Source organism: Bacteroides sp. CACC 737, assembly GCF_013874375.1.
GTDB lineage: Bacteria > Bacteroidota > Bacteroidia > Bacteroidales > Bacteroidaceae > Bacteroides > Bacteroides uniformis.
This window is the reverse complement of the sequence record NZ_CP059408.1, coordinates 2,697,894-2,716,348: the sequence shown is the minus strand read 5'-3', so window position 1 is coordinate 2,716,348 and position 18,455 is coordinate 2,697,894. Positions and strand designations below refer to the sequence as shown.

At 46.6% G+C, this 18,455-nt stretch carries 13 protein-coding genes; 10 read left to right on the top strand and 3 right to left on the bottom strand.

Translation table 11 applies throughout. From position 1 onward, the window contains the following. Nucleotides 1-9: 9 nt before the first annotated feature. On the bottom strand, nt 10-1,086 hold the full coding sequence (gene aroC, locus H1A11_RS11800; protein ID WP_117600015.1) for a chorismate synthase: 1,077 nt from the start codon (nt 1,084-1,086) through the stop codon (nt 10-12). Nucleotides 1,087-1,459: 373 nt separating this feature from the next. On the opposite strand from aroC, the gene H1A11_RS11795 reads away from it, so the two are divergent. Together H1A11_RS11795 and H1A11_RS11790 are read left to right on the top strand one after the other, a co-directional pair. Further along, nucleotides 1,460-2,812, top strand: a complete 1,353-nt coding sequence (locus H1A11_RS11795) for a DUF4925 domain-containing protein (protein ID WP_117600016.1) — start codon at nt 1,460-1,462, stop codon at nt 2,810-2,812. 121 nt (nt 2,813-2,933) lie between these two features. Beyond that, nucleotides 2,934-4,214 (top strand): serine dehydratase subunit alpha family protein, encoded by a 1,281-nt coding sequence (locus H1A11_RS11790; protein WP_117964105.1) that lies wholly within the window; start codon nt 2,934-2,936, stop codon nt 4,212-4,214. A gap of 100 nt (nt 4,215-4,314) precedes the next feature. Here H1A11_RS11790 and H1A11_RS11785 read toward each other — a convergent pair whose 3' ends face one another. Beyond that, complete coding sequence (locus tag H1A11_RS11785) at nt 4,315-4,887, bottom strand: peptidylprolyl isomerase (protein ID WP_117600018.1); 573 nt, start codon at nt 4,885-4,887, stop codon at nt 4,315-4,317. 490 nt (nt 4,888-5,377) lie between these two features. Here H1A11_RS11785 and ilvD point away from each other — a divergent pair, with 490 nt between their 5' ends. The 5 genes from ilvD (at nt 5,378) to ilvC (ending at nt 11,451) form a co-directional block, all read left to right on the top strand. Next, a complete protein-coding gene (gene ilvD / locus H1A11_RS11780; RefSeq protein WP_057281611.1) occupies nt 5,378-7,180 on the top strand; it encodes a dihydroxy-acid dehydratase in 1,803 nt (600 codons plus the stop codon). 84 nt (nt 7,181-7,264) lie between these two features. Continuing rightward, a complete protein-coding gene (gene ilvB, locus H1A11_RS11775) occupies nt 7,265-9,016 on the top strand; it encodes a biosynthetic-type acetolactate synthase large subunit (RefSeq protein WP_131225398.1) in 1,752 nt (583 codons plus the stop codon). Between the two features lie 32 nt (nt 9,017-9,048). Further along, entirely contained in the window at nt 9,049-9,609 is a 561-nt protein-coding gene (gene ilvN / locus H1A11_RS11770; protein WP_005833135.1) for an acetolactate synthase small subunit, read from the top strand. Then, nucleotides 9,609-10,358, top strand: a complete 750-nt coding sequence (locus H1A11_RS11765) for an acyl-[acyl-carrier-protein] thioesterase (RefSeq protein WP_034523242.1) — start codon at nt 9,609-9,611, stop codon at nt 10,356-10,358. Before ilvN ends, H1A11_RS11765 begins: the two co-directional genes overlap by 1 nt. Before the next feature lie 49 nt (nt 10,359-10,407). Then, on the top strand, nt 10,408-11,451 hold the full coding sequence (ilvC, locus tag H1A11_RS11760) for a ketol-acid reductoisomerase (protein ID WP_005833131.1): 1,044 nt from the start codon (nt 10,408-10,410) through the stop codon (nt 11,449-11,451). Between the two features lie 61 nt (nt 11,452-11,512). Here the strand turns inward: ilvC and H1A11_RS11755 are convergent, their stop codons facing one another. Next, nucleotides 11,513-13,408, bottom strand: a complete 1,896-nt coding sequence (locus H1A11_RS11755; RefSeq protein WP_174647213.1) for an AAA domain-containing protein — start codon at nt 13,406-13,408, stop codon at nt 11,513-11,515. A 132-nt stretch (nt 13,409-13,540) separates the two neighbouring features. On the opposite strand from H1A11_RS11755, the gene H1A11_RS11750 reads away from it, so the two are divergent. From H1A11_RS11750 to H1A11_RS11740, 3 genes are read left to right on the top strand one after another with little or no spacing between them, the layout of a single operon-like run. Continuing rightward, a complete protein-coding gene (locus H1A11_RS11750; RefSeq protein ID WP_131225396.1) occupies nt 13,541-15,784 on the top strand; it encodes an aconitate hydratase in 2,244 nt (747 codons plus the stop codon). Between the two features lie 3 nt (nt 15,785-15,787). After that, nucleotides 15,788-16,948, top strand: a complete 1,161-nt coding sequence (gene icd, locus H1A11_RS11745) for an NADP-dependent isocitrate dehydrogenase (RefSeq protein ID WP_138345024.1) — start codon at nt 15,788-15,790, stop codon at nt 16,946-16,948. Between the two features lie 12 nt (nt 16,949-16,960). Continuing rightward, nucleotides 16,961-18,304 (top strand): citrate/2-methylcitrate synthase, encoded by a 1,344-nt coding sequence (locus tag H1A11_RS11740; RefSeq protein ID WP_131225394.1) that lies wholly within the window; start codon nt 16,961-16,963, stop codon nt 18,302-18,304. The last annotated feature ends 151 nt before the right edge of the window (nt 18,305-18,455 follow it).

Here is an 18,455-nt window from a genome sequence, read left to right as displayed (position 1 = left end):
AGGTGAATATTATAGCTGAGTTGTTCTGTCAATCAGGTAATAATCCAGCAATGTCATTGCTGTCATTGCTTCCACGATGGGTACTGCGCGTGGCAATACGCACGGATCATGGCGTCCGCGGGCTTTCAGGGTGGTGTCTACACCGTCAATGTTCACGGTGTGTTGCTCCATCAGTACGGTTGCCACGGGTTTGAAGGCTACACGGAAATAGATGTCTTGTCCGTTGCTGATTCCACCTTGTATACCGCCCGAATGATTGGTGCGGGTCTCGATACGTCCGTTGTTGTTGTAGAACACGTCATTCTGCTCTGAGCCTTTTTGCTTTAATCCTTTGAAACCGTCTCCATACTCGAATGCTTTTGCTGCATTGATGCTGAGCATGGCTGCTCCGAGTGCCGCATGGAGCTTGCCGAATACGGGTTGTCCCAGTCCGATGGGGCATCCTTTGATGACACAGGTCACCACTCCTCCGATAGTATCTCCTTCTCCCTTTATCTTGAAGATGAGTTCTTCCATTTCTTTCGCCTTCGCCGGGTCGGGGCAGCGGACCGGATTGGTCTCTATCAGGTCGAGGTCGTATGCGGTATAGTTCTCTTCAAGGCGGATAGAGCCTACTTGTGAAGTGTATGCCGTGATGTGTATACCCAACTGCTTTAGTGCCAATTTGGCCAAGGCGCCCGCCACTACACGCGAGATTGTTTCACGGGCCGATGAACGTCCGCCTCCGCGATGGTCTCGGATGCCGTATTTTACCTTATAAGTATAGTCGGCATGTGACGGGCGGTAGACTTCTTTCAGATTATTGTAATCGTCAGAATGCTGGTTTTGGTTCCATACAATGAATCCTATGGGGCAGCCTGTGGATTTTCCTTCGAAGATGCCGGAGAGGAACTCCACTTTGTCACCCTCTTTCCGAGCAGTAGTGATACGTGACTGTCCGGGGCGGCGTCGGTCGAGCTCTGCCTGGACGAAATCCATATCAATGGCTATTCCTGCAGGGAATCCGTCTATCACTCCTCCCACACCCTTACCGTGTGATTCCCCAAAACTGGTAAGACGGAGAATATTTCCAAATGAGTTGAACATATCAAATGCTTTAAAGGTTTATATATGAGGTTAATGTGCCAATACGCTTTATAGGAAATGCTTTTGACTTTATAAAGATAACAACTTTTTTCATAAAACGTTTAAGGAAATAAGATAAAAAATCCTTTCCGTATAAAGTTGCCTGCCTTTACCAGAGTTTGGCTAATGGTTTGTTCTTTATAAAAATGGCTTACTCTTTATGAAATATACATCGGAATTTCACTCGTAATGATGAAAAAAGGAACATCTATTTTTTAGAAAAGACCTTGTACTGTAACCTTAAAAAGTGTTACTTTGCACCTTTAATTTAAAATGGGAAATTAATAGCTCCCTTGGGAAGCTTTTTATTAACTAAACAAGTACTCAAAAAAGTATGAAAAAGAATTTATTTTATTTATTTGCATTGATCTGTTCAATGAGTTTATTCACGGCTTGTAGTGATGATGACGATGAAAATTGGAAGAAAGTGCCTAATCAGATTATTACAGCTGAAAATCTGGAACTGGAAACTAATATTCCAACAAGTTCTGATGCTAGTATGAAATTAGCGATGACCGATGCGCAGAATGGTATTTTGACGTTGAATAAAGTGGTTAGAGGTGCAGATGAAATAGAAATTAATGTGACTGTTGTTGAACAGACAGACGGTACTTTTAAGTTTCAAGGCGAGAAAAGTGTAACGCCTGCTACTAAGGCGGCTTGGGTGCTGCTTAGCTCTACGAATGTGAAAGTTTCGGGTACTATCACATTAGAAGGGAAAGCTGCAGTTACGGTTTCTACGGAGTTTGTAGGAGATATCGTGAAGAAATATCAGTTGTGTGATGCTGTTTATTATGCTGATTCTAAAGATAGAACCAATATTTATGCTCCGGGAAGATTGACTTGGGTATCGCCTTATGGAGAAGGTGGTAATGCAGGGATTGCAGCGGATAATATCTCGACAGTAGGGACAAATGTCCTATCTGCGGCTATGATACAGCTTTTGAAAGATGTGGAGTTCAAAGCTGACGGTTCTATTGTAGCCAGCTATGCAGAAGAAATAAACATTACTATGGATCAGATGATTATGGCCGGTATGGGACAGCTCCCTTCAACGGACGGCATTGTTTGGAAATCTTCTCCTGCAAATCTGGCTTATTGGTATGTGAAGGGTGAGCATATCTATGTTGTGCTGAATATTCCTGCCATTGTAACCGAAGCATTGAAAGATGCTGAGGATTCTCAAGTGACTCCGGAAGCTATTTTGCAGATTATAGAAATGGTGAAGAGCATGAGTGGAGCTGACATCAAGAATTTGTTGGGTCAGTTGTTGGCTGGACTTGAAGATGATAATATGCTGAAAAAGTTAGATATTTCTAAAATTTCCGATAGTGATATTGAAAAACTGATTGGCTATGTAATCGATGGTTTCCCCTTGAACTATAGAACTACCCAATTGGAGATAAAGAACGAGGAAGAGCTCGTAAGAACGGTAAATGATCTCTCTATCTATCTGGATAAGGATTTATTTGATATTTTTATGCCTGCTCTCTATCCGATGTTACCTGATGTAGATATGTTGTTAAAGAACACGAACATTGAATTCTGGGGACAGAGTATACCTTTGTGGAATATGATCCAGATGCTGACAGCCTTGAACTCAATGACTGAAATAGAAGGAATTTGGAATGTTACTACCAGATTCAATTTAGGTATAAGTCTTGGTGACAATTCTTATAAAAAATAAGAAAAGATTTTTCTTTATCTATAAAGAGGGTTCTGTGCTTGGAATCCTCTTTTTTATTTTTTTGTTCGTTTTATTATAGAATAAAATACATTATCTTTGCCTGCATCAAATTTGAATAAATATGACTGAAACGGAAAGACTGCAAATCATTACCCTTGTCAAGAACGAGGTCGTCCCTGCCATTGGTTGTACAGAACCTATAGCTGTAGCATTGTGTGTAGCAAAGGCTGTGGAAGTGTTGAATAAGCGTCCCGAAAAGATAACCGTATTGCTGAGTGCCAATATTCTGAAGAATGCAATGGGAGTGGGTATTCCTGGTACGGGGATGATTGGATTACCGATTGCTGTGGCACTTGGCGCTTTAATAGGCAAGTCGGCATATCAATTGGAGGTTTTGAAAGACAGTACCCCTGATGCAGTGGAGGCAGGAAAGCGTTTCATAGAAGAAAAGCGTATCCATATATCCTTAAAAGACGATATAGAAGAGAAACTTTATATAGAAGTCTGCTGTGAAGCCGATACGGACAAGGCAACCGCCATTATTGCTGGTGGACATACTTGCTTTACTTATATAACGCACAACGGGGACATCCTGCTGGACAAACAAACCGCTTCTTGCTTCGAAGAGGAGGAGGATGTATTGGACTTGACTTTACGCAAAGTGTATGACTTCGCCATGACAACCCCATTAGACGACATCCGTTTTATTCTTGATACGGCACGACTGAACAAGACTGCCGCTGAACGTTCCTTCGAAGGTGAATACGGTCATGGTCTGGGTAAAATCCTACGTGGCACTTACGAACACCGGATTATGGGCGACAGTGTCTTCTCTCATATCCTTTCTTACACTTCGGGAGCATGTGATGCCCGTATGGCAGGAGCTATGATTCCAGTGATGAGTAATTCCGGCAGTGGTAATCAAGGGATATCCGCTACCCTTCCCGTACTAGTCTATGCCGAAGAAAACGGGAAATCAGAAGAAGAATTGATACGTGCCTTGATGTTGAGCCATTTGACAGTAATCTATATCAAGCAGAGTTTGGGACGGTTATCCGCCTTATGCGGTTGTGTGGTTGCTGCCACGGGTTCCAGTTGCGGTATAACCTGGCTAATGGGAGGAACTTATGAACAAGTGGCATATGCTGTGCAGAACATGATTGCCAATCTTACCGGAATGATTTGTGATGGTGCCAAACCCAGTTGTGCCTTGAAAGTAACTACCGGAGTTTCAACCGCAGTGCTTTCAGCCATCATGGCCATGGAAAACCGTTGTGTAACTTCCGTAGAAGGTATTATTGATGAGGATGTGGATCAGAGTATCCGCAATCTGACAAAAATAGGTTCCAAAGGAATGAATGAAACGGATAAGTTGGTATTGGAAATAATGACAAGTAAATAATATAGAAATTAAAGAATTAAAAATTAAAGAATTACCATGCGGCATGCTTAATACAGTGTAGCTTGGTTCCTTAATTTCTAATTCTTTAATTTTTAATTCTTTAGTGGCAGCATCCGCCTCCACATTCATGGTCGCCGCATCCATCGCCACAGTCACCACAACCGCAGCTGCCGCAACCGCCACCCATCATACGGGCGACTTCGGCAAGTTCTTCGTTTGTAGCCAGGCGGCTTTCCACTACTTCTCCAGTGAAGTTCAAGTCACAACCTGCGAGCGGATGGTTCATATCCATTACGACGATATCTTCCTTCACTTCTACCACACTTCCGTTGATGCGTTGACCTTCAGAAGTCATCAAGGGGATAACGGCACCTTCTACTACACGATCGCTGTCGAATTTCCCTTCTATCATAAAGATTTCTTTGGGGAGGTCAATAACATGGTCGTCGTCATATTCACCATAAGCTTCTGATGCCGGAATGGTAAAGTCGAATTTATCGCCTATCTGCAAGTCTTTTATCTGGGCTTCAAAGGGTTCGAGTGTCATTCCCAGCCCTGAGATAAACTGAAAAGGATGCTCTACGGGTGCTTCTTCTTCGAAATCTTTTTCTCCGTTTTCGATTGAGTACAGCTTATATGCTACGGTGATGTACTTGTTTTCTACTGTTTCCATTAATTTTCTATCTTTATTTAATTAGTAAATACTGTTTTTTTGAGTATTTGAAGAGACAAAGATACGAATTATTTGTTTCGGGATGTAGAGAGCCTTTGGTAATTTTCAGATTATTAAATGGTTTCAATGATTGGCAATACATTTACATTGGCTGTCCGAATGGTTCTATTTAGAACTGTTAAGTGATAAAATAGGATTTTAGGACGATATTTTCTTACGATTATTCATATTTATCTTATTTTTTTATTCAATTTGTTTGGAGATTATAAAAAAGCCCTTACCTTTGCAGCACATTTGAAACAAAAAAGAAGAATTAAGTTATGAATTTACATACATCTATTAACCTGGCAGTCCTGCATATTATTCGCGTCGTGGTGGTGGCATCAAGAGCGTGAGAAAGGTTATGTATGTATTCGTATGTTAGAAGATAATTTATTAAGCCTTTCTCACTATAGTGGGAGAGGCTTTTTCATTAAAAGGAGATTTGAAAATGAAGCATCAGTTACGCAGCTCGTTCAGCACACAAGGTCGTCGCATGGCGGGAGCCCGTGCATTGTGGACGGCGAATGGTATGAAGAAAGAACAGATGGGTAAGCCCATTATAGCTATAGTCAATTCCTTTACACAATTCGTCCCCGGGCATGTACACCTGCACGAAATAGGCCAGTTTGTAAAGGAAGAGATTGAAAAGCGGGGATGTTTTGCTGCGGAGTTCAATACGATTGCCATTGACGACGGTATCGCTATGGGGCACGACGGAATGCTTTATTCCCTGCCTTCAAGGGATATCATTGCCGATAGTGTGGAGTATATGGTAAATGCCCATAAGGCAGATGCTATGGTTTGTATCAGTAACTGTGACAAGATTACTCCGGGGATGCTGATGGCGGCTATGAGGCTGAATATACCGACTGTGTTTGTTTCAGGCGGTCCGATGGAAGCCGGGGAATGGAACGGACAGCATTTGGATTTGATTGATGCCATGATTAAATCTGCTGATGAAAGTGTGGGCGATAAAGAGGTGGCACAGATTGAGCAACATGCCTGCCCCACTTGCGGATGCTGCTCAGGCATGTTTACCGCTAATTCCATGAATTGCTTGAATGAAGCGATTGGATTGGCACTGCCCGGTAACGGCACGATTGTAGCCACTCACGAAAATCGCAAGAAACTATTTGAGGATGCAGCCAGGTTGATTGTAGAGAATGCCTTTAGATATTATGAAGAAGGGGATGAGAGTGTACTCCCGCGCAGTATTGCTACCCGCGAGGCATTTTTGAATGCCATGACGCTGGATATTGCGATGGGCGGTTCCACTAATACGGTACTTCATTTGTTGGCTGTGGCTCACGAAGCTGGAGCGGATTTTAAGATGGACGACATTGACATGCTCTCCCGCAAGACCCCCTGCTTATGCAAGGTGGCTCCCAATACCCAAAAGTATCATGTACAAGACGTTAACCGTGCCGGTGGCATCATTGCCATCATGGATGAGCTTGCCAAGGGCGGATTGGTCGATACGAATGTCCGCCGTGTGGATGGAATGACGTTGGCAGAGGCAATCGACCGGTATAGTATTACCAGCCCTAATGTATGTAAAGAGGCAATCAAGAAATACTCCAGTGCGGCAGCCGGAAAGTTCAATCTGGTACTCGGCTCACAAAATGCGTCTTATAAGGAACTCGATACGGACCGTGCGACCGGTTGTATCCGTGATTTGGAACATGCATACAGCAAGGATGGCGGTCTGGCGGTTTTGAAAGGAAATATAGCTCAGGACGGTTGCGTTGTTAAGACTGCCGGTGTAGACGAGAGTATCTGGAAATTTACGGGGCCGGCGAAAGTTTTCGACTCACAAGATGCGGCTTGCGATGGTATTTTGGGTGGAAAGGTAGTCAGTGGAGACGTCGTCGTCATTACTCACGAAGGACCGAAAGGTGGACCGGGTATGCAGGAGATGCTTTATCCTACTTCTTATATCAAATCCCGCCATCTGGGTAAGGAGTGTGCATTGATTACTGACGGGCGTTTTAGTGGTGGTACTTCCGGACTGAGTATCGGACATGTTTCTCCCGAAGCGGCTGCCGGTGGTAATATCGGTAAGATTAAGGATGGGGATATTATCGAAATTGATATACCGAACCGTTCTATCAATGTGAAGTTGACGGATGAAGAGCTTGCAGCACGCCCTATGACTCCGGTAACCCGCAACCGTGAAGTCTCCAAAGCATTGAAAGCATATGCCAGTATGGTGAGTTCCGCTGACAAAGGGGCTGTGAGGTTGATTGATTAAAGGCCTCACCCCCGACCCCTCTCCGAAAGAGAGGGGAGGAGGGAATGATACAAATTTCCGAAGTTTTTAATAAAAAGATAAAGTATGGCTGATAATAATAAAAAGAGTAACTTTTCCTCCCTCTCCCAAGGAGAGGGTCGGGGTGAGGCTCTAATAACAGGCGCAGAAGCATTGATGCGCTCTCTGGAGCATCAGGGAGTAAAGACTATTTTCGGTTATCCGGGAGGGAGCATCATGCCGGTATTCGATGCCTTATACGACCACCGGAAGGAATTGAACCATATCCTGGTTCGCCATGAACAAGGAGCCACCCATGCGGCGCAAGGCTTTGCACGTGTGTCGGGCGAGGTTGGCGTTTGTCTGGTTACCAGTGGACCAGGTGCTACCAATACTATCACGGGCATTGCAGATGCCATGATTGACAGTACGCCTATCGTTGTCATTGCCGGCCAGGTAGGGACGAACTTCTTGGGTACGGATGCATTTCAGGAAGTGGACTTGGTAGGCATTACTCAGCCTATCACGAAATGGAGTTACCAGATTCGTCGTGCAGAAGATGTGGCCTGGGCAGTGGCACGTGCTTTCTATGTGGCAAAGAGCGGACGTCCGGGACCGGTCGTGCTGGATTTTGCTAAAAACGCCCAAGTGGAGAAAACAGAATATGCGCCTACTAAGGTGGACTATGTCCGTAGCTATCTTCCCGTTCCCGAAATGGAGCCGGAGGCCATACGGAAGGCTGCTGAATTAATAAATGGTGCGGAACGGCCTTTGGTGCTGGTAGGACAAGGCGTGGAGCTGGGAGAAGCCCAGCAAGAGCTTCGTGCTTTCATTGAGAAAGCCGGAATGCCTGCCGGATGCACTTTATTGGGACTTTCCGCATTACCTACGAACCATCCGTTGAACAAAGGAATGCTTGGTATGCACGGTAACCTGGGGCCCAATATCAATACCAATAAATGTGATGTCCTTATCGCCGTAGGCATGCGCTTTGATGACCGTGTGACGGGTAAATTGGAAACATATGCCAAGCAGGCGAAGATTATCCACTTTGATATTGACCCTGCCGAAATAGATAAGAATGTAAAGACCGATGTTGCTGTCCTGGGAGATTGCAAAGAGACACTGGCTGCCGTTACCCAATTGCTGGAACCCGCCAACCATCAGGAATGGATTGACAGTTTCCGGCAATACGAGGAAGTGGAAGAGGAAAAGGTAATCCGTCCGGAATTACATCCGGCAGGAAAAGCGCTAAGCATGGGTGAGGTGGTGCGTGCTGTGAGTGAGGCTACCCATAACGAGGCGATATTGGTGACTGATGTCGGCCAGAATCAGATGATGTCCGCCCGTTATTTCAAATACAGCAAGGAACGTAGCATTGTTACTTCCGGTGGCCTGGGTACTATGGGCTTCGGCCTTCCGGCAGCTATCGGTGCCACTTTTGGACGTCCGGACCGCACGGTATGCGTATTCATGGGAGACGGCGGCTTGCAGATGAACCTGCAGGAGCTGGGTACCATCATGGAACAAAAGGCTCCGGTGAAGATGATTCTGTTGAACAATAACTTCTTGGGTAATGTTCGTCAATGGCAGGCGATGTTCTTCAATCGTCGCTATTCGTTTACTCCGATGATGAATCCGGATTATATGAAGATTGCTTCGGCATATGATATTCCTGCACGCAGGGTAATGACCCGTGAGGAGTTGGCAAAAGCGATTGAAGAGATGATAGTAACTGACGGACCGTTCCTGCTCGAAGCTTGTGTGGAGGAAGAAGGAAATGTAATGCCGATGACACCTCCGGGGGGGGCGGTCAATCAGATGTTGTTGGAATGCTGAAGTCATGCGAAATTAAAGAATTTACTCTATCTATGGATAAAAAACTATATACAATCATTGTTCATTCGGAAAACTTTGCCGGTTTGCTGAATCAGGTGACGGCTGTGTTTACCCGCCGGCAGATAAACATCGAGAGTTTGAATGTATCGGCCTCCTCCATCAAGGGGGTACATAAATATACCATTACCGCTTGGACGGACAAGGATACCATTGAAAAGGTGACCAAGCAGATTACCAAGAAAATAGATGTGCTGCAAGCCCATTATTTCACGGATGATGAAATCTATCAGCACGAGATTGCCCTTTATAAAATAACGACCCCTACGCTGGAAGAAAAACCGGAGGTGTCCAAAGTAATCCGTAAGTACAATGCCCGTATTGTGGAGGTGAATGCTGTATTTGCCATTGTTGAGAAGAATGGCATGAGTGAGGAAATAACTAATCTTTATGAGGAGTTGCGCCAGTTGGATTGCGTACTTCAGTTCGTCCGTTCGGGTCGCGTAGCCATTACGACCAGCTGCTTTGAGCGTGTCAATGAATATCTGGCGGACCGTGAAGCAAAATATCGTCAAAGTAAACACCAGGAATCATGATGAGCGAGAACAATAAAATAGGTACCTACAAGTTTGTTGCCGAACCGTTTCATGTCGACTTTACCGGACGGCTGACAATGGGAGTATTGGGCAACCATTTGTTGAATTGTGCGGGTTTCCATGCCAGCGACCGCGGTTTTGGCATCGCGACTCTAAACGAGGACAATTATACTTGGGTATTGTCCCGTCTGGCTGTCGAACTGGATGAAATGCCTTATCAGTACGAAGATTTCTCCATTCAGACTTGGGTGGAGAATGTCTATCGCCTTTTTACAGACCGTAATTTCGCTATCATCGATAAGGAGGGCAAGAAGATTGGGTATGCACGTTCCGTTTGGGCGATGATTAGCATGAATACCCGTAAGCCGGCAGATTTGCTGGCTCTTCATAGTGGCAGCATTGTAGATTATGTTTGCGATGAGCCTTGCCCGATAGAAAAACCTTCGCGGATAAAGGTGGCCTCAAAGGAACCGGTTGCTGCTTTGGTAGCCAAATACAGTGATATTGACATTAACGGGCATGTGAACAGCATCCGTTACATCGAGCATATCCTTGATTTGTTCCCGATAGAGATGTATAAGGAGAAGCGCATCCGTCGTTTTGAAATGGCATATGTAGCCGAAAGCTATTATGGGGATGAGTTGACTTTGTTCATGGATGATGCCGGTGAGGGCGTTTACGATGTGGAGGTGAAAAAGAATGGCAGCGAAGTGGTCTGTCGCTCTAAAGTGATATTTACAGAGAAATAAATAAATTTATCAACGTTGGCGTAGCCACAAATAAAAATTAAAACAAAAAATGGCACAATTGAATTTTGGTGGTGTTATTGAGAATGTAATGACCCGCGAAGAATTTCCTTTGGAAAAAGCACGTGAGATTTTGAAAGATGAAACAATTGCAGTAATCGGTTATGGCGTACAAGGCCCGGGCCAGGCTTGCAACTTGCGTGATAACGGTTTCAATGTGATTGTAGGACAACGTCCGGGCAAGACATACGAAAAGGCTGTGGCTGACGGATGGGTACCGGGTGAGACTTTGTTCGGCATCGAAGAGGCTTGTCAGAAAGGTACTATCGTCATGTGTCTGTTGTCTGACGCAGCTGTAATGTCTGTATGGCCGACTATCAAACCTTACTTGACTCCCGGAAAGGCTCTTTACTTCTCTCATGGTTTTGCTATTACCTGGAACGACCGTACCGGCGTGGTTCCTCCTAAAGATATTGATGTTATTATGGTTGCTCCCAAAGGTTCCGGTACTTCACTTCGTACCATGTTCCTCGAGGGTCGTGGCTTGAACTCATCATATGCCGTCTATCAGGATGCTACGGGTAAAGCTTTTGACAAGACGATTGCACTGGGTATCGGCATCGGTTCGGGATATTTGTTCGAGACAACTTTCATCCGCGAAGCCACTTCCGACTTGACCGGTGAACGCGGTTCATTGATGGGTGCTATCCAGGGATTGCTGTTGGCTCAGTATGAAGTATTGCGCGAAAACGGCCATACTCCTTCTGAAGCATTCAATGAAACAGTGGAAGAGTTGACTCAATCTTTGATGCCATTGTTTGCCAAGAACGGTATGGACTGGATGTATGCCAACTGTTCTACTACGGCACAGCGTGGTGCGCTGGATTGGATGACCCCGTTCCATGATGCCATCAAGCCGGTTGTACAGAAATTGTATGCAAGTGTGAAGTCGGGCAACGAAGCCCAGATTTCTATCGACAGTAACTCCAAACCCGATTATCGTGAGAAGCTGAATGCAGAATTGAAAGCCTTGCGTGAAAGCGAAATGTGGCAGACAGCTGTTACAGTTCGTAAACTTCGTCCGGAAAACAATTAATCAGCTTTATATAAATAGGTGAAATACCCTCTTCGGTGTTACCGGAGGGGGTATTTCTTTATTATTGATTCCCTATATTTTGAATAAACTCCAATAGCTTCCGGTAAAAACCGTGATGTTTCAGCGTCTCTGCCTCTCCCAATATTACCAGCTTCATACGTGCCCGGGTGATGGCTACATTCATTCTCCTTAAATCATTCAGGAATCCTATCTGTCCTTCTTCGTTGGCACGGACAAGGCTAATGAAGATAACATCGCGCTCTTGCCCTTGGAAGCCATCCACCGTATTTACAGTGAACAAGCTGCGATAAGGCTTGAGTGAAGCGTCTGCCTTTATCTTGCTGCGGAGATATTGCACTTGTGCCTTGTAAGGGGAGATGATGCCGATGTCTATTTTTTCTTCCAGAATGCGGTTGCCACCGATACGGTTGATGTAGATTTTCAGTTCTGATAGGAGCAGGTCCGCTTCCGCCTTATTAATGCGCCCGAAAGTCTCTCCCACAAATTCTTCTTTGAAATCCATTTCGGAGGTGTCAATCCAGTGGATGGGGGTATCCCAGTCCAGGATGCCCCGGTAACGCACTTCGGGAGCGGCTTCCAACTCGCTATTATAAAACCATTGGGAAGGAAATTTCATGATTTCCTCGTGCATGCGGTATTGCACTTTCAGCAAAGAGACAACGGCAGGTTTGTTGGACACCACTTTCTCCATCAATGTTCGTTCCAGACCTCCACGGGCGGCTTCGTAGCATTTTATGGTGGGCGGAAGTTGGCAGTGGTCACCCGCCAACACCACGCGGTCTGCCTTTCGGATGGCTATCCAGCAGGCAGCCTCTAAGGCCTGGGCTGCTTCATCAATGAAAAGGGTGCCGAAACGGCGTCCGTTCAGCAGCCGGTGATTGCTGCTTACCAGCGTGGAGGCTATGACATGTGCCCCATCAAAAAGCTCTGAATTGATTTGTATTTCCAATGCGGTGGCGCGGTCGCGCAGGCGGCTCATACGGCTGCGTACTCCTTCGCGTTCGTCATAGCTGCCACGGCGGGCACGGCTGCCCAGTTCACGGAGATTTTTCCGGATGCTCCACAGTTCCGGATAAAGTGGATGGTTCTCGAAACGACGCTCGTAGGTAAAGGAAAGCATCTTGTCGTTGACACGGGTCGGATTGCCGATACGCAGGACATTGACGCCACGGTCCACAAGTTTTTCCGAAATCCAGTCGACGGCGGTATTGCTTTGGGCACATACCAGTACCTGCGGTTCCCGATGCAGGGTTTCGTAGATGGCTTCCACTAAGGTGGTCGTTTTTCCGGTTCCCGGAGGACCATGTACAATGGCCACGTCGCGGGCACACAGCACTTTGTTTACAGCTGTCTCCTGCGTGGAGTTCAGCCAGGGAAACCGTACGGGGTAGAGCTCTCGGAAACCGGCTTTCGAGGTTCCCAGCAATATGTCCCGCAATTCGGCCAGGCGGTTGCCTTTGGAGCGTAACGTATCTTCCAAGGCTTCGAACATGGTCCGATAGGATGTTTCGTCGAAATAAAGTTGCACGCCGAGGTTGTCCGTTTCCTGCACTTCCATAACGGCACCGGCTCCGGGCATTATCGCTACCATCCGTGTCTCGTCGGCATAGCTTACGGTAGCGGTGAAGTTCATATAGGTTATTTTCCCATCGGCAGACTGGCGGAAAAAACATACGGGACGGCCGAACTCAAAATTATGTTCTATATAGGTATTTTCTGTGTGTGTAATTTCTATTACTAATTGATTCAGTGAATTATAGTAACTTCGTCCCGGAGTGGCAGGATACCAGCAAAGTCCCCGTTTCACTTTCCGGGCAACTCCCATGTTTTCGGTTTGGCGTTTGAATTCCTCTTTTTCGTATTCGTATTCCATGCGCAGCAAAAGTTGTTGCTGCTGGAGGTGAATAATAGGACTATTTGAATCTTGTTCCTTCATGGTTGCAAAGGTAATCATTCTTCGCTTCCGACGGAAAAAATGCTTTATTTTGTTAAACTATTCAGCCTTTTTATTTGTTTATGATATTAATTTGTAATCTTTACAATAATGAAAAACTAAAAAATAGTGGTTATGGTATATGATTTAACGATGCTCAAAACGTTTTATGCCGCTTATTCGGAGAAGATAGAACGCGTACGGAACGTACTGCGGCGTCCGATGACTTTAGCGGAGAAAATTTTGTATGCTCATTTGTATGATGGGGATAAAGTGAAGAACTACAGACGGGGAGAAGACTATGTGAATTTCCGTCCCGACCGTGTGGCCATGCAGGATGCAACGGCTCAAATGGCCTTATTGCAATTTATGAATGCAGGCCGTGAGCAGGTTGCCGTGCCTTCCACTGTGCATTGTGACCATTTGATTCAAGCATATAAAGGTGCAAAAGAAGATGTTGCGACTGCTACGAAGACCAACGAGGAGGTCTATAATTTTCTCCGTGATGTTTCTTCCCGCTATGGCATAGGTTTTTGGCAGCCGGGAGCAGGCATTATTCACCAGGTGGTATTGGAGAACTACGCATTTCCGGGTGGAATGATGGTAGGCACGGACTCTCATACGCCCAATGCCGGAGGTTTGGGCATGGTGGCCATTGGTGTGGGTGGTGCCGATGCGGTGGATGTGATGACCGGCATGGAATGGGAACTGAAAATGCCGCGTCTGATAGGCGTACACTTGAAGGGTAAATTGAGTGGCTGGGTAGCTCCCAAAGATGTTATTCTGAAGTTGGCGGGTATTCTTACTGTAAAAGGGGGAACCAATGCCATCATTGAATATTTTGGACCGGGAACCGCTTCATTGTCTGCCACTGGAAAGGCTACCATCTGCAATATGGGGGCAGAGGTGGGGGCGACTACCTCCCTTTTCCCTTACGATGAGCGTATGGGTACCTACTTGAAGGCTACCGGACGTGAAGAAGTGGCAAAAATGGCTGCTTCCGTAGCTGCCGACCTTCGCGCCGACGACGAAGTGCTGGCAAATCCGGAAAAATATTACGACCGCATCATTGAAATAGACCTCTCGCTATTGGAACCGTATATCAACGGGCCCTTTACGCCGGATGCAGCAACACCGATATCGAAATTTGCCGAGGTAGTGATAACCAATAACTATCCCCGCCGGATGGAAGTCGGCCTGATAGGGTCGTGCACCAATTCGTCCTATCAGGATTTGAGCCGCGCAGCCTCCCTTGCCCGGCAGGTAAAGGAAAAGAATTTGAAGGTTGCTTCTCCGCTGATTGTCAACCCCGGTTCGGAGCAGATACGTGCCACTGCTGAACGCGACGGCATGATTGCCGCTTTCGAAGATATTGGCGCAACGATAATGGCGAATGCCTGCGGACCTTGTATTGGCCAGTGGAAGCGCGATACTGATGACCCCGAACGCAAAAATTCCATCGTCACCTCTTTTAACCGTAATTTTGCCAAACGTGCCGATGGAAATCCCAACACTTTTGCTTACGTCGCTTCCCCGGAGATAACGATGGCGCTGACCATTGCCGGTGACCTTTGTTTCGACCCGTTGAGGGATACGCTGGTCAATGCCAAAGGAGAGGTTGTGAAACTGTCCGAACCGGTCGGTGAAGAACTGCCGGCACACGGGTTTATAGGAGGAAAGGAAGGATACATTGCTCCAGGCAAAGGACAGACGGAAATTACGGTCAATCCTCATTCACAGCGCTTGCAACTGCTGACTCCCTTCCCTGCCTGGGATAGCATGGATTTGCTGAATATGCCTTTATTGATTAAAGTGCAGGGGAAATGTACCACCGACCACATTTCCATGGCAGGGCCATGGCTCCGTTTCCGGGGACATCTGGAGAATATTTCGGATAATATGCTGATGGGAGCTGTCAATGCTTTCAATGGAGAGACGAATAGTGTCTGGAATCGCTCTACCAATACCTATGGAACGGTGTCAGGCACGGCGAAATTGTATAAATCCGAAGGCATCCCTTCCATTGTCGTTGCCGAAGAGAATTATGGTGAAGGTTCCAGCCGTGAGCATGCTGCCATGGAACCACGTTTCCTGAATGTACGCGTCATTTTGGCGAAAAGCTTTGCCCGTATCCATGAGACGAATTTAAAGAAACAAGGCATGTTGGCGTTGACCTTTACGGATAAGGCCGATTATGACAAGATTCGGGAACGCGACCTGATTTCTGTCATGGGTTTGAAAGATTTTGCTCCGGGACGCACGTTGAAGGTGGTTCTTCATCACGAGGACGGGAGTAAAGAAAGTTTTGAAGTACAACATACGTATAACGAACAGCAGATAGCCTGGTTCCGGGCCGGTTCTGCACTTAATGCAAGATAGAATATGGAAAAAATTACTGTACCTTTTATTACCGGCGATGGGGTGGGAGCAGAAGTGACCCCATCCATGCAGGCTGTCGTGAATGCCGCTGTCAAGAAATCCTATGGTGACCGGCGTGGCATTGAATGGAAAGAAGTGCTGGCAGGAGAACGTGCCTTCCACGAAACCGGTTCCTGGTTGCCGGACGAAACCATGGAAGCCTTCCGTACCTATAAGGTGGGCATCAAAGGTCCTTTGACAACTCCCGTCGGCGGAGGTATCCGTTCCTTGAACGTAGCCTTGCGTCAGACGCTCGATTTGTATGTCTGCCAACGTCCGGTACGTTGGTATAAGGGCATTGTTTCTCCACTCAAAGAGCCGCAGAAGGTGGATATGTACGTATTCCGTGAGAATACCGAGGATATTTATGCAGGCATCGAATGGGAAGCCGGAACTCCGGAGGCTGAAAAGTTCTATCGTTTTCTCCATGATGACATGGGGGTGACAAAAGTCCGTTTTCCCGAAACCTCCTCGTTTGGCGTGAAGCCCGTTTCAAGAGAAGGAACAGAGCGCTTGGTGCGTGCCGCCTGCCAATACGCCCTTGAGCATCATCTGCCTTCCGTGACGTTGGTACACAAAGGAAACATCATGAAATTTACGGAAGGCGGCTTCAAGAAGTGGGGGTACGAACTGGCAGAACGTGAGTTTGGTAAAGAGCTGGCAGAAGGGCGTCTGGTCATCAAGGACTGCATTGCCGATGCATTCTTGCAGAACACGTTGCTTATCCCTGAAGAATATTCCGTGATTGCCACGTTGAATCTGAACGGCGATTATGTGTCCGACCAACTGGCTGCCATGGTAGGCGGCATCGGCATTGCACCGGGTGCGAATATCAACTATAAAACGGGGCATGCCATTTTTGAGGCTACTCACGGGACGGCTCCGAACATTGCCGGGAAAGACATTGTGAATCCCTGTTCCATCATCCTTTCCGCTGTGATGATGCTTGAATATCTGGGTTGGAAGGAAGCAGCCTCTCTTATAGAGAACGCCTTGGAGCAAAGTTTCACAGAAGCCCGTGCTACTGCCGACTTGGCCCGTTTTATGCCGGGTGGCGTCTCGCTGTCCACTTCGGCTTTCACCCGGGAGATTGTAAGGAGAATAGAAAATGGGAATAACGAATAAAACGAAACGATTATGAAGAAGGAGTATCTGATTTACAAGCTTTCCGAAGATTTGAAGGAAGCTACCCGGATTGAGAATGAACTGTTCAGGAAGTTTGATGTGAAGCGCGGTTTGCGTAATGAGGACGGCACGGGAGTCTTGGTGGGGTTGACCAAAATAGGCAATGTGGTCGGCTATGAACGCATCCCCGGTGGAGGGCTGAAGCCTATTCCCGGCAAATTGTTCTACCGCGGTTATGATGTGGATGACTTGGCACACGCCATCATCAAAGAGAAGCGTTTCGGTTTTGAGGAAATTGCCTACTTGTTGCTTTCCGGTCGCCTGCCCGACAAGGAAGAACTCTCTTCTTTCCGTGAGCTCATCAACGACAACATGCCGCTGGAACAGAAGACCAAGATGAATATCATTGAACTTGAAGGAAACAACATTATGAACATCCTGGCGCGCAGCGTGCTCGAGATGTATCGTTTTGACCCTGATGCAGATGACACTTCCCGCGATAATCTGATGCGGCAGAGCATTGAGCTTATTTCGAAATTCCCGACCATCATTGCGTATGCCTATAACATGCTTCGCCATGCCACCCATGGCCGTTCATTGCATATCCGCCATCCGCAGGAAAACCTTTCCATTGCCGAGAATTTCCTCTATATGCTGAAGAAGGACTACACGGAGCTGGATGCCCGCACACTCGACCTGCTGTTGGTTCTTCAGGCCGAGCACGGTGGTGGTAACAACTCCACTTTTACCGTACGTGTCACTTCTTCTACCGGGACGGATACTTACTCTTCGATAGCGGCAGGTATCGGTTCCTTGAAAGGGCCGCTTCATGGAGGTGCCAATATTCAGGTTGCCGATATGTTCCACCATCTGCAGGAAAACATTCAGGACTGGACGAACGTGGATGAGATTGATACTTACTTCACCCGCATGCTCAACAAGGAAGTCTATAACAAGACCGGTTTGATATATGGTATCGGACATGCCGTCTATACCATTTCCGACCCGCGCGCCATTCTGCTGAAGGAGCTTGCCCGCGACCTTGCCCGCGAAAAAGGGAAAGAACGTGAGTTCGCTTTCCTTGAACTGCTCGAGGAGCGCGCCATTGATGTGTTTGGCCGTGTGAAGAATAATGGAAAGACGGTTTCGAGCAATGTGGATTTCTATTCGGGCTTTGTCTACGAGATGATTGGGCTGCCGCAGGAAATCTTCACGCCTTTGTTTGCCATGGCACGTATTGTCGGTTGGTGTGCACATCGCAATGAAGAATTGAACTTTGAAGGTAAGCGTATTATCCGTCCTGCCTATAAGAATGTTTTGGATGAGGTGGCTTATGTGCCCATTAAGAAACGGTAAGTATTAGACTTGTATCTTTTAAATCGTTCCATCACGGGGGAAAAATCGTTCCACCATGGTGGAACGATTTTTTCTCCATGGTGGAATGAAATTTACTCCATGATGGAACGATTAGATTTTCGTATCTCTACTGCTTAATCTTCTCAGTAAA